Genomic DNA, 21,607 nt, shown 5'->3' with positions numbered 1-21,607 from the left:
GCGACCGTCCCGCCACCGGGAACGCCACTACTCGCCGCGTATTGGAGAGGCACGGTAGTCGATCAGCAGCGGGCCCATCGTCCCGGTGGGTCGGTGCAATTTGGATGCAAGACGCGACTTCAATATGGACATCGATGCATCAGGCAAGAGCCGCCGAGATCAAACACGGGGCGGTCAGCCGCCGACAAGCAACACGTGAGCCCGCCAGCCGGGAAGTGATCTGCCTCACATGAATGTCAACCGATGTAGAAAAGGGCACCTTCTTCTACGCATAGCGTTAAGAAGGTGCCCTTCCTTTCCGCGGGGCGCCTCGGCGTGGCGGACCGCAGGGTCAGGAGGCCCAGATCTCGAACTCCGACACCTGGGCCGCGGGCCAGCCGGTGTTGGCGGTGAAGTTGAGCCGGACGTGGCGGGTGGAGGTGGCCGGGAAGGTGATGGTGACGCTGTTGCCCGAGGCCGGGTTGAAGGTGTAGCCGGCCGAGCCGACGATCGTGCTGAACGTGGAGCCGTTGGCGCTGCCCTGCACGGACAGGGTCTGCGTGCGCGGGCCCCAGGCCGCGGGCGGCGGCAGCTTGAGCACGATGCGGCTGATCGTGGCGGCCGCGCCGAGGTCCACCTGCAGCCACTGCGGGAAGGCGTTGTTGGCGCTCTCCCAGTACGTGTCGGCGTTGCCGTCGACCGTGTTGGCCGGAACGTAGTTCTGGTTGTAGCTGCTGGCGGTGGCGGGCTTGTTGCGGGCCAGGTTGGACGCGGGGGCCGCGCTGGTGGTGGCCGAGACGGTGTTGGACGGCGCCGACGTGTTGCCCGCCGCGTCCTGCGCGGTGACGGTGAAGCTGTACGTGGTCGACGGGCTCAGCCCGGTCACCGTGTACGCCGTGCCGGTCGCGCCCGCGACCACGTTGCCCGCCTGGCGCACCTGGTAGCCGGTGACGCCGGTGTTGTCGGTGGCCGCCTGCCAGGACAGCGAGACGCTGCTGCCGGTCTGGCCGGTGACGGTCAGGTTGCCCGGCGCGCTCGGGGCCTGGGTGTCGCCCTGCGGCGCGGTGCCGTACACCTCGAACGACGCGCACTGCGCGGCCGGCCAACCGGTGTTGCCGGTGACGTCGAGGCGCACGTACCGCGCGCTCGCCGCCGGGAAGGTGATGGTGACGGTGTTGGCCTGCGCCGGGTCGAACACCCGCCCGGCCGAGGCGGCCAGCGTGCTGAACGTCGAGCCGTTGGTGCTGCCCTGCACGGACAGCGTCTGGGTGCGGGCGCCCCAGCCGGTGGGCAGTTTGAGCACCACCCGGCTGACGGTGGCCGCCGCGCCGAGGTCCACCTGCAGCCACTGCGGGAAGGCGTTGTTGGCGCTCTCCCAATACGAGCCCTGGTTGCCGTCGACGGCGCTGCCGGTGCCGAAGCCGCCGTTGACGCTGCTCGCCGAGGTGGGCTTGTTCAGCGCCAGATTGGTGTCGATCGGCGGCTGCCCCCCGACGACCGGCTGCGTCGGCCGCACGGCCGTGAGCGGGATCTGTCCCTTGAGCATCCTCCCGCCGTCGGCGGTGATGCGCAGGTAGTAGTCGGACGAGCAGACCGTGCCGTCCTCGTCGAGGGTGACGATGCCGGAGTTCGTGGGCACCTGGGAGGCGTTCTCGGCGGTCTTGGCGATCTGGTTGCCCTCGTTGTACTCGTCGAACATCGAGACGTAGAGGCCCTGCGCGCCGACGCGGATCATGTTGTACAGGTGCCGCCAGTAGAAGTCGCCGTGGTAGCGGTGGTGCGAGGACAGGTCGCCGGGCATCACGCAGGGCTGGTAGTCGATGCCCCGGTTGTTGCACTCGGCCTGGTCGGGCACGTTGACGTTGGTGTAGAACCAGTCCAGCCCGTTGAGGTCGCCGGTGCGCCCCACCATCCACGGCGAGATCATGTTGAACGCCGTGTACACGTCGAAGAAGCCGGACCGGGAGTCGTTGATGCCCTGCCGCCAGTAGGTGGGCACGCCGCCGATGACGTAGCAACCCTGGGCCTTGAACCAGTTGACGACCTCCAGGCACGGCGCGGGCGCGAACGGGCGGCCCGGGTCGTTGAAGCCGAAGCCCCAGATGCACACCACCGGCTTGCCGTTCTGGCGCGCGTACGCGGGCGAGGCGGTGTACGCCGACATCTTGGTGGTCCAGTCGGTCTTCAGCTCCGACTGCATGTTGGTCCAGTTGGTGACGTCGTACATGATGTAGAACTTGCGCCCGTACGCCTCGGCGGCGGTGCGCACCTTGGCCGCCATCGCGTCGCGCGTCGGGCCTTCGCCGCCGAACGGGTTGAACCGCTGCAGCGCGGCCGTGTCGCAGCCGTGCTGCTGCATCCACTGGAAGTGCAGGTTCACCGTGGACTGGTCGTAGGACGAGAACAGCTTCGCGGGCTGGCCGCTGCCCAGGTTGGCGTACGCCGTCTGGTATTGCGCCGGGTAGTCGCGCATGTCCGGCCAGGACACGATCGCGTTGTTGCTCGGCGAGGGCGGCTGCCCCCAGTTGTTGCTCCAGTGCCACCAGCCGTTGATCGGCGCGCCGTCGCCGATGGCGGCGAACCAGCCCTGGTAGCCGACCGAGATCTTGCCGACGACGTCGCCGGGCGGGCTGGCCGCGGCGGCCGGGCTCGCCGCCGTGAGGGCTCCCGCGACGGCGCCGCCGGTGGCGGCCAGCGCGGACCCGGACGCCACGGAGGCGACGAACCTCCGCCGGGTTACTGCCATGACGCACTCCCTTTCGTGCACAGCCGGAGGGTGGCGTGGCATGGGAGCGAGACACCCTCCGTCGCCGGACATCGGATGTCCGGCAGCGAACGGGCGGTGAGCGGGACCGCGTCCCCGGGGCGGGGATTGGCAAAACCCTATGCCCACGCAACAGCGGCGGCAAGATGTCGACGGAAACATTTCCAAAATCCGATGGCAACACCCGAGCTTCTCGCCGCCTACATTGCAATCTGTTGCACTGCAGTGGCTTCGGGTGCCCAGAACGAAGGTCCCGCCGCACGGGGCGACGGGACCTGGGCCGGACTGGGCAGAGGTCAGCCGAGCGGCTGCTCCTTCGCCCCGGCGAGGCTGGTGTAGAAGCAGCCGGTGGTGGGCAGGCTGGTCGCGGCCGGCGGGGTGAGGCCGTCGTAGAGCGCCAGCAGGAAGTTCTGCGGGCAGCGGCGGGTGCTGCCGGTGCGGATGCCGAAGTGCAGGTGCGGGCCGGTCGAGTTGCCCGTGTTGCCGGTGAGGCCGAGCTGCTGTCCGGGCACGACGGTCGCCCCGTCGGCCACCGACCACGCCGAGAAGTGGCAGTACGTGTAGACGTTGCCGTCCGCGCCGGTCAGGTTGACGCCCCGGCCGCAGGACGCGTCGTCGATGATCACGACGGTGCCGGAGCGCACCGCGTACGCCGGGGTGCCGGTGCCGACCGGCAGGTCGATCGCCGGGTAGTCGTGGTGCGGGTCGTCGTACTCGCTGCGCGGCAGCGCGCTCTTGGCCAGCGGCAGGGAGAACGCGGAGCCGCCGCTCGTCGAGGTGAGGCGTACGGCGTCGGCGACCACGTACCCGGTGCCGTTGGTCCAGCGGCTCACGCCGACCACGTTGCGGGTGCCCGCGGCCAGGTTGAACGTACCGAGGCTGACCCAGCGGCCGCCGTTGGCGCGCTGGTTGACCACGATCGTCTGGTTGCCGGCGGCGGTGGCCACGACGAACGGGGTGGCGTCGTTGTAGCCGGCGTCGGCCGGATACCAGACCTCGACGGTGTGCGCCCCGGCGGTGGCGATCGTCGCGCTGAACCAGGCGGCGTCGCTGGCCGTGGTGTTCGGGGTGGCGAACCGGTAGTCCGCGCCGTAGCGCTGCGCCGACCAGGCCGAGGTGCCCCAGTTGGCGCTGGCGGTGAAGGCGCCGGCGTTGTCCACGACGGTGGTCGCGGCGGCGGCCGGTGCGGCGGGCCCGAGCAGGATCAGGGCGGCCGCGGCCAGCCCCGCGCTCGCCGAGCGCAGGGCAAGGGGGAGTTTCACGTTCCCTCCACGGGGGGTCAGGGGGATTGCGTGAAACTATTCAACCAACATCGTTTGTATACTGAAAGAGTCCTACATAGATCGCTTACTCTGCCTTCAGGAGCGCGGCGATCCGGTCGGCCGGGTACGGCGTCGCCGTCACCCCGGCGAACAGCTGCCAGTAGAAGTCGTTCAGCTCGGCCGCGACCGGCGCGTACCGGCTGATCATGTCCGCGACCTCCGCCGGGACACCTGCCGGGGCCGCGCCCGCGGCGCAGCGGCGCACGTAGGCGTCGCGCTCGACCGGGCCGCCCTCGTCCGGCACGGCCACCCCGGCCACCCACTGCACCAGCCAGTTCACCAGCCGCATGCGCGCGTACGCCGCGTCGTGCGTCTCGTTGCGCTCCAGGAACGCCCGCTCCGCCTCGGACAGCTCGAAGCGGTCCGACACGGCCAGGCCAAGGTCACCGAGGTAGACCTCGACGCCGTCGGTCAGCAGGTTGCCCAGGTGCGCGTCGAAGTGGTGCAGGCCCGCCGCCCGCAGCCCGGTCACCGCGTCCAGCAGGCCGCGCTCCAGCATCCGGCACGCGGCGAGCAGCTCCTCCCCGCCCGCCGCGACCGGCCCGGCCAGCCACTCGTCGAGCCGGTGCGGCACGTGCTCCAGGCACAGCACGAGGGTGCCCGAGGCCGCAGCCAGCGCCTTCAGCCGCCGCCGCACGCCCGAGGCGCCGCCCCAGAATGCCGTCTCCGCGTCGACGTCGACGGACCGCGACGGCGGCGGCCCCGGCAGCACCCGCCAGTGGTGCAGCAGCGGGAACACCGCCGTGCCACCGGCGACCACCGCGGCCGTGCCCATGAGACTCGCCTGCAGCTCGCGCCACGCGCCGAAGCCGGGCGAGCCGACGCCGTACTGGCAGTGCGGGGGCAGGTCGAACAGGTTCGCGGTGCTGCGGACATGCTCGGGCCGCAGCTCCAGGTCGGTGAGCGGGATGCGCTTCACGAACACGCGGACCCCGCCGACCTCCAGCGCGCAGGTGGTCCCGCCGATGCTGGTGGCGGCGGTCCCGGCCGCGGCCAGCCGCGCCGTCAGCTCGGCGTCGCCGAGCCGCGCCAGCTCCGCACCGACCAGGCGATGCCGTGTGAGACGCGGGTCCCGTCCGGACAGGACGTCGTCTCCCCCGCCGTCCGGGCGGAGGTCCGTGGCGCCCATGGTCACTCCCGCTCGTCGGCGAAGGTCTGCCCGCGCGCCGCCAGCGTCTCGCGCAGCACGCGGATCGCCTTCGGCCCTACGCCGTGCAGCTTGAGCAGCTCTTGCGCGCTCAGCGCGGGGAACTGCGCGAGTCTGGTGTATCCGGCCTGGGCGAACGCACGGGTGGCGGGGCTGCCGATGCCGCGGGGGAGAGCGTCGTCGTCGGTCACGCACCCGATGCTAACCCGCGAGATCATCCGACTTGCCAGGCACATGGGCGTATCTTGACCGCGTTTTCGCCCGTATGCCTGGCAAGTCGGATGATCGTGGCCGGGGCGGGGCGATGATGGTGGCGTGGAGACGATGGCGGCGTGGGAGGTGGCGCGGCCGGGGCCGATCGCGGGGCGGCCGCTGCGGGCGGTGCGGCGGGCGGTGCCCGCGCCCGCCCCGGACGAGCTGCTGGTACGCGTACGCGCCTGCGCGGTGTGCCGCACCGACCTGCACGTGGCGGAAGGGGATCTGCTGCCGCACCGCAGCCCGGTGATCCCGGGGCACGAGGTGGTCGGCGAGGTCACCGCCCTCGGCGAGCGGGTGAGCGGATGGGCCGCCGGCGAGCGCGTGGGCATCGCCTGGCTGCGCCACACCGACGGGACCTGCGTGTACTGCCGACGCGGCCAGGAGAACCTCTGCCCGGCCTCCCGTTACACGGGCTGGGACGCCGACGGCGGCTACGCCGAGTACGCCGTGGTCCCGGCCGCCTACGCCTACCGGCTGCCCGCGGGCTACGACGACGCGCACCTGGCACCGCTGCTGTGCGCGGGCATCATCGGCTACCGCGCGCTGCGCCGGGCCGAGCTGCCGCCCGGGGGCCGCCTGGGCATCTACGGCTTCGGCGCCTCGGCGCACCTGACCGCGCAGGTCGCCCTCGCCCAGGGCGCGACCGTGTACGTGATGACCCGCTCGGCCGAAGCACGCGAGCTGGGGCTGCGCCTCGGCGCGGCGTGGGCGGGCGGGGCGGACGAGCGGCCGCCGGCGGCGCTGGACGCGGCGATCCTGTTCGCGCCCGTGGGCGACCTGGTGCCGCCGGCGCTGTCGGCATTGGACCGGGGCGGCACGCTCGCGGTGGCGGGCATCCATCTCAGCGACATCCCGGTGCTGAACTACCAGCGGCACCTGTTCCAGGAGCGGCAGCTGCGCAGCGTCGCGGCGAACACCCGCGACGACGGCCGGGAGTTCCTGGCGCTGGCCGCGGCGCACCCGCTGGCGGTGACGGTGACGCCGTACCCCCTGGACCGGGCGGACGAGGCGCTGGCGGACCTGGCCGCGGACCGGGTGGAGGGCGCGGCGGTGCTCATACCCTGACACTGGTTTGCGGAACTGTGCAAGCGGAGGCCGCACGGAAGTATATTTCTTGCGGACGTGTCGTCCAGTTCATACGCTGGCGGCCGTGTCAGACGTGATCGCACAAGCCACGGGGCTCGTCAAGACCTACCCGCCGCGCGACCGGCGCTCCTCCCCCTTCACGGCCGTGAACGGCATCGACTTCACCCTGCGCCGGGGCGAGGCGTTCGGCTTCCTCGGGCCCAACGGCGCGGGCAAGTCCTCCACCATGCGGATGATCGCCTGCGTCTCCCCGCCCACCGCCGGGACGCTGCGCGTGCTCGGCATGGACCCGGCCGCCGACGGACGGCGCATCCGCGCCCGCATCGGCGTCGTGCCGCAGGACGACGCCCTCGACAGCGAGCTGAGCGTGCGGGAGAACCTGCTCGTCTACGGCCGCTACTTCGGGCTGCCCCACCAGGTCGTCGCCGAGCGCACCGCGGGCCTGCTCGACTTCGCGCAGCTGGCCGAGAAGGCCGGCGAGCGCGTCGAGGCGCTGTCGGGCGGCATGCGGCGGCGGCTCACCATCGCCCGCTCGCTGATCAACGAGCCCGAGATCCTGCTGCTGGACGAGCCCACCACCGGCCTCGACCCGCAGGCCCGGCACGTGCTGTGGGACCGGCTCTTCCGGCTCAAGCAGCAGGGCGTGACCCTGGTGCTGACCACCCACTACATGGACGAGGCCGAGCAGCTGTGCGACCGGCTGGTGGTGATGGACGGCGGCCGGATCGTCGCCCAGGGCTCCCCCGCCGAGCTGATCGCCGCTCACTCCACCCGTGAGGTGCTGGAGCTGCGGTTCGGCATCGGCGAGCAGGGCGCCGCGGTCGAGAAGCTGCGCCAGGCCCGCACCGGCGACCGGATCGAGGAGCTGCCCGACCGGCTGCTGTGGTACACCGCCGAGGGCGACGCCGCGCTGGCCGCCGCGCACGCGATCGGCCTGTCGCCGGTCACCGCGCTGGTGCGCCGGGCGAGCCTGGAGGACGTGTTCCTCGCGTTGACCGGCCGGACGCTGGTGGACTGATGACGACCACCGCCGTCGCGCCGGGCATGGCCCTGCGCTTCTACCGCTATCTCTGGCTGCACTACCGGCGCAACTGGAAGGGCACCATCGTCATCAGCGTGGCCAACCCGCTGCTGTTCCTGGTCGCGATCGGCGCCGGGCTGGGCACCCTGGTCGGTTCCGGCAACGCCACCCTGGGCGGGGTGAGCTACCTGGCGTTCTTCGCCCCCGGCATGCTCGCCGCCGCGTCGATGCAGAACGGCATGATCGAGTCGGCGTTCCCGGTCAGCTACCACCGCATGCCCGGCCGGGCCTACCCGGTCGCGGTGGCGACGCCGCTCGAACCGGTCGACGTGCTGCACGGGCACGCGCTGTTCATGGCCGTCAAGGTCGCCATCGGCGCGGCCGCGTTCTGCGCGGTGATGTTCGCGTTCGGGGTGGCGGCGTCGCCGCTGGCCCTGCTGGCGCTGCCCGCCGCGACGCTCACCGGGTTCGCCTTCGCCATGCCGGTGACCGCGTGGGCGGTGACGCTGCCCGACGTACGCCCCGTGCAGACGCTGTTCAAGTGGGTGGTGATGCCGCTGTACCTGTTCTCCGGCACGTTCTTCGCCACCGCCCAGCTGCCGGAGGCGCTGCGGCACCTGGTCGCGCTCACGCCGCTGTGGCACGGCGTGCAGCTGTGCCGCACGCTCACCCTCGGCACCGCCACCTGGGCGGGCAGCCTCGGGCACGTCGTCTACCTGTCCGTCATGGCGCTCGCGGGCTACCTCGTGGCCCGGCGCAACTTCCGCCGCCACCTGCGCCCGTGAGAGGGGCCGTGATGCCCGCAGCACACCTGATCGTCCTGCGGCACCTGTGGGTGCTGCGCAAGGGCCGCCCGTGGAACCTCGCCGTCAACGGGGTCTTCGAGCCGTTCCTCTACCTGATGTCCATCGGCGTCGGCATCGGGCAGCTCATCGAGGGCGGCTCGGCGACGTACGCGGCGTTCGTCGCCCCGGCGCTGCTGGCCACCTCGGCCATGAACAGCGCGATCAGCGAGACCACCGGGTCGGTGTGGTGGCGGCTGCGCTTCGAGCGCTTCTACGACGCGATCGTCACCACGCCGCTGACGGTGCGCGACATCACGTACGGCGAGATCGCCGCGTCGGTGCTGCGCGGCACCCTGTCCGCGGCCTGCTTCCTCGTCGTGATCGCGGGGTTCGGGATGGTGCGCTCGTGGTGGGCGCTGCTCGCACTGCCCGCCTGCGTGCTGATCGCGTACGCCTTCTCGGCCGCGGGCATGGCCGCGATCACCGTCATCCGCGAGTTCCACCACCAGCAGTACCTGCAGCTGGTGATGCTGCCGATGTTCCTGTTCGCGACCACGTTCTACCCGCTGTCGGTGTACCCGGAGGTGCTGCGGCCGGTGGTCGCCGCGCTCCCGCTCTACCAGAGCATCGAGCTGCTGCGCGGGCTCACCACGGGGCGGCTCGGGCCCGGCATGCTCGTCGCGGTGGGATACCTGCTGGTGATGGGCCTGGCCGGCGGCTGGATCGCGTCCCGGCGGCTGTCCCGGATGCTGTTGCCCTGACCGGCACCGGGGACCGTCCACGCCGGCGGGTCCCCGGCGATGTATCCAGCGGCCGCCCGCCGCCTCCTCTCCCCTGTCGGGGCCGGTGACCGCCGCCCCGGGGAAGGTGGCACGAGGTGACCGGTCAGCAGTGGACCAACGATCGCGCGGCCTGGCTGCGCCACTTCTCGGACGCGCTGGTCAGCGGCGACGGCGCGGAGATCGAGGCGGCCGTCGCCGCCGCCGCCGCCGCGGCCACGGGCGCGGACCAGGCGGGGGCGCGTGCCGCCGGGTACGCCGCGGCCAAGCGGCACCGCGACGCCCGCGGCAGCGGGAGCCGCGCGGCATCCGCCGCGGGCGCCGGGACCTCCGCGGCCTCGTCCGGACCGCCCCGCACCTCGCCGGGCACGGCCCGCACCACGACCGGGTCGGCCGGCGGGGCGGGGACCACGACGGCCTACCGGCCCGCGGGCGCCCCCGCTGACGCGCCGTACTGGTCGCAGGAGCTGGCGCAGCGGCTGATGACCATCCCGGCGCGGTGGGGCTGGCAGGCCGCCGAGGTGGCCGTGGCGGCCGAACCGGAGCTGCCCGAGCCCGGCGAGCGGCCGCTGTGGCAGGAGCCGCCCCGGCCGGACAGCTCCGCGCTGCGCGCCGCCCGCGCCAAGGCCCGGTCCAAGCTGGTCCTCCGGCTGTGCGCGCTGGCCTTCCTGGCGGTGGCGTACACCGCGTACCAGGAGCCGATCCAGGACACGCTCGACGACCTGGGCGACGACGGGCGCAAGGTCGCGCTGGCCGTGGCGGTGCTGGCGGGCGTGATGATCCTGGCGGGGCTGTCCAACGCGATCGGCGGCCTGCGTTACGCCACCCGCGCCATCGCCGACTTCGAGCAGCCCTACCTCGCCTACCGGAAGTCCGAGCTGGACCGGCACCGGCAGGCCGAGCGGGGCTGGAACGACGCCGTACGCCGGCTGCGCGAGGCGGAGGCGCAGGCCGCGCGGGAGGCGACCCGCCGCGCGGCGGGGCCGCTGTGGTATCCGGTGCACCCGCTGTCCGAGCCGACCCGCATCGACGTGTTCGGCGGCGACCCGCACCGCAACGGCTGGGCCAGCCTGCTCACCACGCTCGGCGCGTCCCTGGTCGCCAAGGACCAGCGGCTCACCGTGCTGGACCTGACCGGCCAGGACGTCGGCGGCAACCTGGCCCAGGTGACCCGGTCGGCGGGCCGCGGGGCCCGGCTCACCGACCTGCGCGCCGACGGTGTGCCCGGCCTGGACCTGCTGCACGGGCTGCGGTCCGCTGAGGTGGCGCAGACGCTCGCCGACGCGCTGCGCAACCAGGAGCAGGGCGACCATCGGCAGGAGTGGGCGTTCACCGTGGACGCGCTCGGCCGGGCCGCCGCCGCGCTCGGCGCCCGCCTCACCTTCGCCCGGCTGGCCGCGGCGGTGCAGGTGCTGCGGCAGAACCCGGCTCCGGACCTGCTCACCGCCGACGAGGTCGGCGTGCTGGTCGGGCAGGTCGGCGAACTCGACCGGGGCGACTGGAGCGCCCGGCAGCTGATGCTGCTCCAGTCGCAGCTGGCCATGCTCGACCGGCTCGCGCCCGCGACCGGCGGGGGCGGCACCCTGTGGTCATCCGACCAGGTCACCATCGTGTCCACGGCGGGCGGCCACGACGAGCGCAAACATCTGGTCGACCGGCTGCTGGTGCAGCTCGCCGAGCGGGCCATGGCCGACGGGCGGCTGACCGGGTTCCTCATCGTGGCGGGCGCGGACCACCTCGGCGCTGCGGCGCTGCAGCGGCTGTCCAGCCAGGCCCGGTCGGCCGGCGTACGGCTGCTGCTCATGATCGACCAGCCGCAGGGCGACCTGGAGCGGACCGCGGGCACGGGCGGCGTGGTGTGCCTGATGAAGATGTACAACCACCGCGACGCGGCGGTCGCCGCCGAGTTCATCGGGCGCGAGCACCGATTCGTGCTGCACGCGGTCACCCGGCAGGTGGGCCGGTCGTTCTCGGACGGCGGCGGCGACAGCTTCGCGGCCAACACCGGCCACAGCGACAACACCAGCCGCCGGTCCGGCGGGCGTCCCGGCAAGGACACGGGGCTGTCGGACTCACGCGGTCACGTGTGGACCGGCACCCGCAACTGGTCGGCCGGCGAGAGCATCAGCACCTCGACCAGCTCGCAGCGGGTGTACGAGTTCACCGTCGACCCGCAGGAGGTCCTCAACCTGCCGGAGACGGCGTTCTTCCTGGTGGACAACTCCGGCCACGGGCGGCAGGTGGTGCTCGCCGACAGCAACCCGGGCATCTGCCTGCTGGACCGGGTCTCCCTCGCGCCGAAGGCACGGTGACGACGTGTTCGGCGACTTCGACCTGCACCGGCTGACCCGGCTGCCCCGCCCGCCGCGCGAGCGCCGCGACGACGCCGAGGGCCGCCGCGATGAGCTGGGCCCGCTCGCCGCCTCGCTGGCGGGCGCCCACCCCACGCTGCTGGCGGCCGGGCCGGACGCGCGGCTCGCGACGGCGTGGCTGCGGGTGCCGCACGATCCCCGGCTGCACGTGGTGCTCGGCGGGCGGCCCGGCTTCCCGCCCGCGACCGGCGCGCCGCCGGGCACCGGCTCCGGCCGGGCGCACCCCGTGCTGTTCCCGCCCGGCGCGGAGGCGGCCCGGCTCGCCCCGGCGGAGCTGGACGTCCTGCTGGGCCTGCTCCCGCACTGGGTGCCGTGCGCGGCGTGGCCGGACGCGCTGTGGGCCCCGGCGGACTCGGCGCGGGAGCGCCCGCAGCTGCGCCGCGGCTCGTTCGACCAGCACGTCGGGCACCTGCCGGGATCGTTCGGCTGGCTGGTGCTGGCCCGGCCGCTGCCGCCCGCCGAGGTGAAGCAGGAACTCGACCGGCTCGTCGCGGGCATCCTGCCGCTGACCCGCGGCGAGGTGGGCGAGGAGAAACGCATCCAGCTGGAACGCGCGCAGGCCCGCCACCGCGAGCTGAGCCGCGCCCAGCACGGCGGGGCATGGCACATCCAGGTGCTGGCCGGCGGGGTCGGCGAGCCGGCCGCGGCGGCGGTCGCGGGTCTGCTGTGCGCGGCGGCCGAGCTGGACGGGCTGCCGTACACCCTCGCCCCGGCCGGACCCGCCGCGCTGCTCGCCGGGGCGGTACGCGCCGGAGCCGGGTTCACCGCGGGCACCGAGCTGCTCGCCGCGCTGACCCGGCCGCCGCGCCGGGAGATGCCCGGCCTGCACCTGGTCGAGCCGCACACGTTCGACGTCACCGCGGAGCGGCGGGAGGGGCCCGGCATCGGCGTCGGGCAGGTGCTGGACGAGGGCGGACAGCCCGCCGGGGAGCTGACGGTGCCCCGCGACGTGCTCAACCGGCACACCTTCGTGTGCGGCGCGACCGGCGCGGGCAAGTCGCAGACCGTACGCCACCTGCTCACCGAGGCGACCCGGGCGGGCCTGCCCTGGCTGGTCATCGAACCGGCCAAGGCCGAGTACGCCCGCATGGCGGCCCGGCTGGCCGAGCTGGGCGGCGAGGTGCTCGTGCTCAAGCCGGGCGAGCCGGGCGGCGTGCCCGCCGGGTTCAACCCGCTGCGGCCGGCGCCGGACTTCCCGCTGCAGACCCATGTGGACCTGGTGCGCTCGCTGTTCCTGGCCGCGTTCGAGGCGCAGGAGCCGTTCCCGCAGCTCCTCGCCGCCGCGCTCACCCGCAGCTACGAGGAGCTGGGCTGGGACCTGACCCTGGGCGCGCCCGCCCACCCCGGCCCGGAGCCCCGCTACCCCACCCTCGGCGACCTGCAGCGCGTCGCCGAGTCGGTGGTGGACGAGATCGGCTACGGCCGCGAGGTCACCGACAACGTGCGCGGCTTCATCAAGGTGCGGCTGGGCAGCCTGCGCCTGGGCACCACCGGCCGGTTCTTCGAGGGCGGCCACCCGCTGGACTTCGCGCTGCTGCGCGCCCGCAACGTGGTGATGGAGATCGAGGACGTCGGCGACGACGCGGACAAGGCGTTCTTCATCGGCGCGGTCCTGCTGCGGCTCACCGAGCACCTGCGGGTGCTGGCGAAGCAGGCCGGAGGGCGTCGCATGCCGCTGAGCCACCTCACCGTGATCGAGGAGGCGCACCGGCTGCTGCGGCGCACCGAACCCGGCGCGGCCGGACCCGCCCGGCACGCCGTCGAGGCGTTCGCGTCCCTGCTCGCCGAGGTGCGCGCGTACGGCGAGGGCCTGATCGTGGTCGAGCAGATCCCGAGCAAGCTGGCCGTCGACGTCGTCAAGAACACCGCGCTGAAGATCGTGCACCGGCTGCCCGCCGCCGACGACCGGGAGAGCGTCGGCGCCACCATGAACGTCGACGAGGACCAGTCCCGCCAGATCGTCAGCCTGCCCCCCGGCCGGGCCGCGGTGTTCGCCGACGGCATGGACCGGCCGCTGCTGGTGAGCCTGGCCGACGGCAGCGACGTCGAGGAGCGCCCGCACGACACCACCGGCCCGGCGGCGCTGCTGTCCGGGCGGCGCTCGCCGACCTGCGGCCAGGAGTGCCACGCGCGGGCCTGCACGCTGCTGGACATGCGCACGGCGCAGCGCCTGCTGCGCCGGCACCCGTGGCTCACCCTGTGGGCCGAGGCCGTGGTGGTGGCGCACCTGGCCGGGCACCGGCCGCCCTCCGCCCACCCGGATCAGCTGCTCCAGCTCGCCGTCGAACCGACCCGGGAGGTCGACTGCGCCATCTCGCACGCGGTGGACGGCGCGGTAGCCGTGCGCACCGCCGCGCTGCGACCGGGACACTCGCCCGACGGCCTGGCCGGTCACTGCGTGGACGCGCTGCGGGCGGCGCTGACCGGCACACCCGTGGCCGGGCTGTGCGCCGCCGACGACTACGCGCACCTGGCCGCCGTGTACCGGTGGGTCGGCATCAAGGCGTACCTGGAGGAGGGGCCGGCCGACGGGCCGCGCGATCCGCGCACGGGCGCCTGGGAGCGCGACACCGGCCGCCGCATCCCCGGCGAGACCCGCCGCGAGCAGCGCGCGGCCGTGATCGCGCTGCGCGACCTGGCGCACGCCGACGTGGCCGCGTGCGACCTGGTGGCGTACGGGGCGCTGCGGCCCAGCGCGCTGGAGACCGCGCTCGGCGCGACCCGCACCGACCCCGCCTGGACCCGGCACGTCGAGCTGGCGCTGCCCGTGCTGCTGGACGCGGCATGGCTGCCCGACCTGCTGTCCGGCCGAGGCCCCGCCGCACCGCCCGGCGATCAGCCCGGCGCCACCGATCCCGCACCGGCCACCCAGGGAGAGCACCGTGAATGAGGTACCTCGCCGCCCCGCCGACAACCCCGCGCAGAAGCCACCGCCGGTCCCACCGCCCGACAGCTCGGCCTGGAACAACCGCAACGAGCAGAACCGCGCCGCGGACGCGGCCAAGCAGCCCGATCCGAGCTGGGCCCGGGTCGACGGGGCGAAGCCGATCGGGCAGGCCCGCGCCGACCTGTCCGCCGCGCTGGCCGACAAGGGGATCCGGAACGTGCTCCCGCCCGACGCGGCGGCCCGGCCCGCCGAGCCGCGGCTGACCGTGGAGCAGGTCCGCGGGGCGTGCGACGCGGCCGGGATGAGCCGCAACGCCGTCAACGACTTCCGTGCCTACCTGCGCGAGCATCCCGACGCGGCGATGCAGATCGGCAAGGACATGCCGACCGCCTCGACCATCCTGGCGTTCGCCCGGCTGGGCGACGACCCGCGCGACCGACAGCCGACGCCCGCCGTCGACCAGGCCATCCACAAGGCGCTGAATATTCCCGAGGGCCGCTACGTGCCGCAGGACCGGCTCGACCAGCTCGCCCGGCAGATCCGCGACGACCCGGACGGGCTGAAGGCACGCGGCCTGACCGGCGACCAGATCAACAAGGTGGGCGGTTTCCTCGACAGCACCGGGCGTCACGCTGTCCCCCACGGCAGTCAGGAGCAGCTGGTCATGGATGGCACGGGCCGGATGGGCACCAAGGAGGACGCGGCGCGGCACGAGCGGCAGGAGCGGATGGCGGCCGTCGCCGAGTCACCGCTGACCGTCTCCATCAGCAAGTGGATGGGCCTGGACGACCAGCGCGCGTACGCCGCCGGCCGGATCGCGAGCCTGGTGACCGACATGGCGGGCGCGGCCGTGCCGCACGTCTACGAGCAGCGCGCCCGGCACGAGGCGGCGCGGGCGACCCCGCGCGGTCCCGAGATCGGGCTGGTCGAACCGCCCCGCGGGGCGAAGGCGCCGGGCGAGCGCGCGGCGCCGGCGGAACTGCCCGGCTTCGTCTTCCGGGAGCCCACGGCGACGCCGCAGCCGGGTGAGTACCGCACCGCGCCGACCGAGCCCCGCGGCGTGCTCGGCGAGCAGAGCATGGCCTTCGCGTACGGCAGCAAGGGCTGGAACCTGCTGGACGGCCCCAGCGGCCAGGCGGGCCACCGCTGGAACGCGCCCGGCATCGACGCGATCGCGTTCAAGGCCGAGGGGGGCAAGCTGGAGGTGCACCTCGTCGACAACAAGAACCTGCGCAGCGAGCGGCCGGTCACCAGCTCTACCGCCCTCACGGACAACCTCGCCACGAACCTCGGCAAGGTGTCGCAGGAGATCGCCGGGTCCCGCTACGACGACGTCCCGCACATCGCCGAGCTGCGCCAGACGATCGCCGACGCGCAGGCGGCGGCCGCGGCCAGGCAGCCCATGCCGCCCAACGTGACGCTCGTGATCACGACATACGGCGGAGGCCGGTCCGACGGGGTGGCCGGGAAGCTGAAGGGCTTCGAGGTCAACCCACCGGACCGGCAGTGACGGCACCGGACGGCGACCGGGTCAGAGCGGGATGCCCTTGCCCTTGCTGCCGCGGACCGACTTCTTCACGGTCTTCTTGCCGAACGAGATCGCGCAGCGCACCGCGTGGTCGCCCGACGCCCAGGTGTCCTTGTCGCGGACCGAGGCGATGCCGCCGTAGTAGAGCGTCTGGTTCACGCTGACGCCGACGAACTTGGCGGTGAGCTTGTCGCACTCGCGGTGGATGCGGTTCCACTGCCGGTCGGACGTCGGGTACGGGCTGGTGGCGGTGTCACGGAAGACGCCCACATACTCCGCGTGGTGCGCCTTGCTGCACGGCACGTCCTCCATCTGGGAGATGTCGTCGCCGGTCTTGTGCACGAAGACGCAGCCGGCCAGCAGCGCGGCCGGGATGGCGCCCTTCAGGCTGCCCGTGCGGGTGGTGAAGCTGCTGTCGTCGTCGGCGGTCTTGATCTGGGCGACCTCGCAGCGGAACCAGCGGGCGCCGCTCTCCCAGGTGCCGGTGCGCGGGAACGCCACCCGCAGCTCCAGCCGGGCCTCGCCCCACGGGCGGCCCAGGTAGACCTTGGCCTTGGCGTCGCACTCGGCCAGGGCCGCGGCCTTCTGCGCCGGGCCCGGGTACTTGTCGGTCTTGACGGTGCCCACGTGCACGACCTCGCCGTAGTGCGTCTCCGCGCAGTCGACGATCGGCGCGCTGCGCATCGCCACCTCCGTCGGGGCGCCGCCGAGGCACTCGCCCACCTTCGGCTCCCAGCCCGTGACGGCGGCCATCTTGGCCCAGTCGTCGACGAGCTTGCCGTCCGCCTGCGACGGCAGGCCGGGCGCGCAGCCCGCCAGCGCCAGATTCGTCAGCAGTGCGGCCAGCACAGTGCCGGCCAAAAGGCGTCCCCGCATCGCCAGTCCTCCCAGGTCGTAGCCTGGGCGATGGTATGCGATCTTGAGACGCCGCAGATCAGCCGAACGGCCAGAACAGGGCTCACGCCCCGCCCGGCCGCAGCTGGAAAGGTTAGGAAGGGCACCTTCTACTACGGAAAACGATAAGAAGGTGCCCTTCCTTTCGTCAGGAGAGGGTTGCCCGGTCGGGCTGTCCGCATCCCCGCCATTGACGGATAGCCGTGCCATTCGGTATCCGCGCGCGGACCGACGGTGCGGCTGTCCGGATGCCGACCTTCGCTGTGCCGGGGTCCACCGCGACCGGACCATGGTGTCCACGCCGAACGAGGTATGGAGATCACCATGGCAGAGCGGCCCCGCACCACCCACCGCGTGTCACGCCTCGCCGCGGCGTGCGCCGCGCTCGTCGCCACCACGCTCGCCGCCGGGCCACCGGCCGCGTCCGCCGGGCCGCTGCCGTGTCTCGCGCCCACCAGCGCGACCCTCAACGATGAGGGCGCGGTGCTGAAATGGCAGCTCGCGACCTATCGTGTGACCACGCGCAGCAACTTCTGGTCGGTCGTGGCCACCCGCGGCTCGCAGGGCTGGGACTCGGACATCGCACTGTTCGGGCCGGACGGATGCCTGCTGGGCGAGAGCCGGCAGGGCGACTTCATCCCCGCCGACTGGGTCGCCTTCGACAACAACTCCGGGCGCCTGCCCGTCGGCGCCTACGCGACGCGGGTGCTGAGCCACTCCGGCAACACCAACCCGGTCAAGTACAACGTCCAGTTCGTCGCGGGCGGGCGCACCCTGTCGACCTCCACCCCGGCCGTCGACCAGCCCATCGGCGCGAGCTATCTCGACTGGACCGTCGACATCCGCGACGTGTATCTGTCGAACACGGCCACATACACGTTCACCGCGACCGGCGGGTTCAGTTCGCTGCACCTGCTCGGCAGCAGCGCCACCGATCCGGCGACCTGGGCGCGGACCCGCGGCACGGCGGTGGCGTCCGCGTCGACGCCGTTCTACGACCTCGACCGGCCGCAGACCGTGACGCTCACCTTCCGGCCCGCGCAGTCCGGCTGGTACGGCGCGCTGTTCGTGCGTGACGGCTGGTGGGGTGCGCCGGTGACGGTCCGGGTGGCGGCGGCCTGACCGCCTGGCCGCTTCTCGGGTTGAAACGGTTCATCGACGGGTCTAACATCGCTCACGGGAGCAGGGCACGCTACCGCGAACCACGCCAACCGGATGCACGGGCATGCATCGACCGGTCGGCCGCGATCTCCGTCCCTCCTTTCTCGGGAGCACACAGATGCCCACACGTACCCGACGGCGCCTGGCGATCCTCGCCGGCGCCACCGCAACCGCCCTGACCGCCGGCCTGATCGCGGCGGTCAGCGCCCAGGCCGCGGCGGGCTGCCGCGTCGACTACGCCGTCACCAACCAGTGGGGCGGCGGCTTCGGCGCCAACGTCACCATCACCAACCTCGGCGACCCGGTCAACGGCTGGACCCTGACCTGGAGCTTCACCGGCGGGCAGGTCATCAGCCAGCTGTGGAACGGCACGCACACCCAGTCGGGGGCGGCCGTGTCCGTCCGCGACGCCGGCTACAACGCGCCCATCGCGACCAACGCGAGCACCGCGTTCGGCTTCAACGCCAGCTGGAACGACGTATCGAACCCGGCCCCGGCGAGCTTCGCGCTCAACGGCACCACCTGCACCGGTGCCCCCGCGCCGACCTCCGGCGCGCCGTCGCCGTCGGCCAGCGCGTCACCGCAGCCCTCGGCATCGCCGTCGGCCTCCCCGTCACCCTCCGCGCCGCCGTCGCCGAGCCCGTCCGGGCCGCCGCCGTCCGGCGCGAAGCAGATGGAGGACCTGAACCGGGGCCTGGTCAGCGTCCGCTCCGGCAGCGGCAACCTGGTGTCCTGGCGGCTGCTGGGCACCGAGTCCTACAGCACCGGGTTCAACCTGTACCGGGGCGGCACCAAGGTGACCGCCTCCCCCATCACCAACTCGACGAACTACCTGGACAACGGCGCGGCCGCGGACGCGTCCTACACCGTGCGGGCCGTCGTCGGCGGCGTCGAGCAGGCCGCGTCCGGGGCGTCGCTGCGCTTCACCGGCGGCAACTACCTCGACGTGCCGATCTCGGCTCCGGCGAGCGGCTACTCCGCCAACGACGCGTCGGTCGGCGACCTCGACGGCGACGGGCAGTACGAGATCGTGCTCAAGTGGGACCCGGACAACGCCAAGGACAACTCGCAGTCCGGGGTCACCGGCAACGTCTACGTCGACGCGTACCGGCTCAACGGCACCCGCATGTGGCGCATCGACCTGGGCCGCAACATCCGGGCCGGAGCGCACTACACCCAGTTCCAGGTGTACGACTACGACGGCGACGGCCGCGCCGAGGTCGCCATGAAGACCGCCGACGCGACCCGCGACGGCGTCGGCACGGTCATCGGCAACGCGAGCGCCGACCACCGCAACTCCTCCGGCTACATCCTCACCGGCCCGGAGTACCTGACCATGTTCAACGGCCTCAACGGCGCGGCGCTGTCCACGGTCAACTACGAGCCGCCGCGCGGCACGGTCTCGTCCTGGGGCGACAGCTACGGCAACCGGGTCGACCGGTTCCTCGCGGGCACGGCGTACCTCGACGGGGCGCGGCCGAGCCTGATCATGTCGCGCGGGTACTACACCCGTACCGTCATCGTGGCCTGGGACTTCCGCAACGGGAGCCTGACCCGCCGCTGGACCTTCGACTCCAACAGCGCGGGCAGCCAGTACGCCGGGCAGGGCAACCACCAGCTGTCCATCGGCGACGTGGACGCCGACGGGCGCGACGAGATCATCTTCGGCGCGATGACGATCAACGACAACGGCCAGCCGCTGTGGAACACCGGCCGCGGCCACGGCGACGCGCTGCACGTCGGCGACCTGGTCCCGAGCCGGGCCGGGCTCGAGGTGTTCAAGGTCAGCGAGAGCACCAGCCAGCCGGGCTCGTGGCTGGCCGACGCGCGCACCGGCCAGATCCTGTGGAGCACCGCCTCCGGGGCCGACAACGGGCGTGGCGTCGCGGGTGACATCTGGGCCGGCAGCCCCGGCGCGGAAGCCTGGTCCGCCTCGGACACCACCCTGCGCAACACCGCCAACGGGGCCTCGCTCGGCCGGGAACCCAGCTCGATCAACTTCCTGGTCTGGTGGGACGGGGACCCGGTGCGGGAGCTGCTCGACCAGACCCGCATCGACAAGTACGGCACCGGCGGCGACACCCGCCTGCTCACCGCCAGCGGCGTCGCCTCCAACAACGGCACCAAGGCGACCCCGGCCCTGTCCGCCGACCTGTTCGGCGACTGGCGCGAGGAGGTGATCTGGCGTACCAGCGACAACACCGCGCTGCGTATCTACGCCACCACCAACACCACGGACCGCCGCATCCACACCCTGATGCACGACCCGATGTACCGGGTGGCGATCGCCTGGCAGAACACCGCCTACAACCAGCCGCCCCACCCCAGCTTCTTCATCGGCGACGGCATGACCACGCCAAACTCTCCCAACATCTACGTCCGATGATCTCCGCGACGGCCTGATTTCATGATCAGGCCGTCGCCAGGCCGTCAGGGCCGTTCTCACCGAACATCTCATCGATGGCGCGGCGAGTACGGTCCTGACTGCCCGGCATGAGGTGGGCATAGACCCGGAGCGTGAACGCCGCGTTGGCGTGGCCGAGGTACTCGGACAGAGCCTTGACGTTCTCCCCCGCGTCCAGGAGGACCGAAGCGTAGAAGTGGCGCAGGGCATGCATGCCGGAGTCACGGCCCGGCGCGATCCCGGCGTGCCGGAGCGCGCGATGCCAGTGCTTGGGGTCGAACGAGTTGCGGTTGATCGCATACGGGCGTAGCGAGGTGAAGACCAGGGGAACCGTCACGAGTTTCGTCGAGTCCGGGTCTTCCCAGGGCAACGTAACTTCGACCGGCGGAAACTGCTCGACGTGCATCTTCAACGCCTGGCTGACTCTTGCCGGCAGTGGCACCCGGCGTTCTTTGTCGCTCTTGGGCAGGCCGAACACGAGCCGGTGCTTCACCCGCTTGACCTGACGGCGAACGTGCAACCACCCGGCGTCGTTGTCCAGGTCATCGATGCTGAGGCCGAAGGCCTCACCCTGCCGGACGCCGCACCCAGCCGCCACGTCGACCATCGAGCGGTACCGGTCGAGCAGTCCAGAGCGAACTGCCAGGACCTGTCCGGCGGTCCACGGCACGACCGTCCTCGGCTCCGGCTTGGGCGCAGTCACCGACTTGGCAGCGCACGGGTTCTTCGCGATCCGCTCGTCGTCGATGGCAGCATTGAAGATCGCCTGCAGGATTGCGAAGTTCACCGCTCGGGTCGCCACGGCGAGGCCGGACGCCCGGTCCCAATGCCGCACCATCTCCGGCTTGATCGAGGCTAGTGATCGCGTGCCGAAGAACGGCAGGATGTGGTTGCGCAGACGCGAGCCGTAGTTCTCCCGCGTCGACTCGTCGACTGCGACGGTCGCCAGCCACTGCTCGGCGTACTGCCGGAACGAAATCCGACCCGCGTGAGGGTCGACGTAGGTTTGCGCTCGCTTGTCGTTCTCAATCTTGATCAGGAAGTCTTCTGCCTGCTTCTTCTCTCGGTCGGGGAACGACTGCGACCGCTCACGGCCATCCGGGGCCACGTATCGCACCCGATAGCGCAGGCCCTTGCCGTGTAGGCCGGTCTTGACCCGCTTCTTCTTGCCGTCGTCGCCGACGACGGTCTTGTACCAACGGTCCTCGATGTGTGCCATT

Annotated in this window: 15 protein-coding genes; 9 read left to right on the top strand and 6 right to left on the bottom strand. The window is 72.6% G+C overall.

The genetic code is table 11. From position 1 onward, the window contains the following. Nucleotides 1-331 precede the first annotated feature (331 nt). The 4 genes from CS0771_RS20370 to CS0771_RS20355 all read right to left on the bottom strand — a co-directional run bounded on the left by CS0771_RS20370 (nt 332) and on the right by CS0771_RS20355 (nt 5,403). Entirely contained in the window at nt 332-2,725 is a 2,394-nt protein-coding gene (locus tag CS0771_RS20370; RefSeq protein WP_212842461.1) for a discoidin domain-containing protein, read from the bottom strand. A 314-nt stretch (nt 2,726-3,039) separates the two neighbouring features. After that, the gene (locus CS0771_RS39465; protein WP_305835032.1) at nt 3,040-4,005 is read right to left on the bottom strand and encodes a peptidoglycan DD-metalloendopeptidase family protein; all 966 of its coding nucleotides are present in this window, start codon (nt 4,003-4,005) and stop codon (nt 3,040-3,042) included. 85 nt (nt 4,006-4,090) lie between these two features. Beyond that, nucleotides 4,091-5,194: a serine/threonine protein phosphatase gene (locus CS0771_RS20360; protein ID WP_212842460.1), complete on the bottom strand. Its 1,104-nt coding sequence runs from the start codon at nt 5,192-5,194 to the stop codon at nt 4,091-4,093. Between the two features lie 2 nt (nt 5,195-5,196). Beyond that, nucleotides 5,197-5,403, bottom strand: a complete 207-nt coding sequence (locus CS0771_RS20355; RefSeq protein WP_244870912.1) for a DNA-binding protein — start codon at nt 5,401-5,403, stop codon at nt 5,197-5,199. A 133-nt stretch (nt 5,404-5,536) separates the two neighbouring features. On the opposite strand from CS0771_RS20355, the gene CS0771_RS20350 reads away from it, so the two are divergent. The 7 genes from CS0771_RS20350 to CS0771_RS20320 all read left to right on the top strand — a co-directional run bounded on the left by CS0771_RS20350 (nt 5,537) and on the right by CS0771_RS20320 (nt 15,910). After that, on the top strand, nt 5,537-6,535 hold the full coding sequence (locus CS0771_RS20350; RefSeq protein WP_244871389.1) for a zinc-dependent alcohol dehydrogenase family protein: 999 nt from the start codon (nt 5,537-5,539) through the stop codon (nt 6,533-6,535). Nucleotides 6,536-6,620: 85 nt separating this feature from the next. Then, the gene (locus CS0771_RS20345) at nt 6,621-7,574 is read left to right on the top strand and encodes an ABC transporter ATP-binding protein (RefSeq protein ID WP_371821440.1); all 954 of its coding nucleotides are present in this window, start codon (nt 6,621-6,623) and stop codon (nt 7,572-7,574) included. Next, nucleotides 7,574-8,362 carry an ABC transporter permease gene (locus CS0771_RS20340; protein ID WP_212842457.1) on the top strand — a complete coding sequence of 263 codons (789 nt, stop codon included), beginning with the start codon at nt 7,574-7,576 and terminating at the stop codon, nt 8,360-8,362. Before CS0771_RS20345 ends, CS0771_RS20340 begins: the two co-directional genes overlap by 1 nt. A gap of 11 nt (nt 8,363-8,373) precedes the next feature. After that, entirely contained in the window at nt 8,374-9,123 is a 750-nt protein-coding gene (locus CS0771_RS20335) for an ABC transporter permease (protein ID WP_212842456.1), read from the top strand. Between the two features lie 116 nt (nt 9,124-9,239). After that, nucleotides 9,240-11,453 (top strand): hypothetical protein, encoded by a 2,214-nt coding sequence (locus CS0771_RS20330; protein ID WP_212842455.1) that lies wholly within the window; start codon nt 9,240-9,242, stop codon nt 11,451-11,453. Between the two features lie 4 nt (nt 11,454-11,457). Further along, nucleotides 11,458-14,403, top strand: coding sequence for an ATP-binding protein (locus CS0771_RS20325; RefSeq protein WP_212842454.1), 2,946 nt, complete (start codon nt 11,458-11,460; stop codon nt 14,401-14,403). Further along, nucleotides 14,396-15,910 carry a hypothetical protein gene (locus CS0771_RS20320; protein ID WP_212842453.1) on the top strand — a complete coding sequence of 505 codons (1,515 nt, stop codon included), beginning with the start codon at nt 14,396-14,398 and terminating at the stop codon, nt 15,908-15,910. The genes CS0771_RS20325 and CS0771_RS20320 overlap by 8 nt, the downstream gene beginning before the upstream one ends. A 21-nt stretch (nt 15,911-15,931) precedes the next feature. Here the strand turns inward: CS0771_RS20320 and CS0771_RS20315 are convergent, their stop codons facing one another. Further along, the gene (locus tag CS0771_RS20315; RefSeq protein WP_212842452.1) at nt 15,932-16,804 is read right to left on the bottom strand and encodes a septum formation family protein; all 873 of its coding nucleotides are present in this window, start codon (nt 16,802-16,804) and stop codon (nt 15,932-15,934) included. 342 nt (nt 16,805-17,146) lie between these two features. On the opposite strand from CS0771_RS20315, the gene CS0771_RS20310 reads away from it, so the two are divergent. Both CS0771_RS20310 and CS0771_RS20305 read left to right on the top strand, forming a co-directional pair. After that, a complete protein-coding gene (locus CS0771_RS20310) occupies nt 17,147-17,944 on the top strand; it encodes a hypothetical protein (protein WP_212842451.1) in 798 nt (265 codons plus the stop codon). 157 nt (nt 17,945-18,101) lie between these two features. After that, nucleotides 18,102-20,369 (top strand): cellulose binding domain-containing protein, encoded by a 2,268-nt coding sequence (locus tag CS0771_RS20305; RefSeq protein WP_212842450.1) that lies wholly within the window; start codon nt 18,102-18,104, stop codon nt 20,367-20,369. A gap of 25 nt (nt 20,370-20,394) precedes the next feature. On the opposite strand, the gene CS0771_RS20300 is transcribed toward CS0771_RS20305, so the two are convergent. After that, nucleotides 20,395-21,606, bottom strand: a complete 1,212-nt coding sequence (locus CS0771_RS20300) for a site-specific integrase (RefSeq protein WP_212842449.1) — start codon at nt 21,604-21,606, stop codon at nt 20,395-20,397. Nucleotide 21,607: the final 1 nt, after the last annotated feature.

Source organism: Catellatospora sp. IY07-71 (genome assembly GCF_018326265.1).
Lineage (GTDB): Bacteria > Actinomycetota > Actinomycetes > Mycobacteriales > Micromonosporaceae > Catellatospora.
The sequence above is the reverse complement of the archived record's forward strand: the minus strand, read 5'-3'. Positions and strand labels throughout refer to the sequence as shown.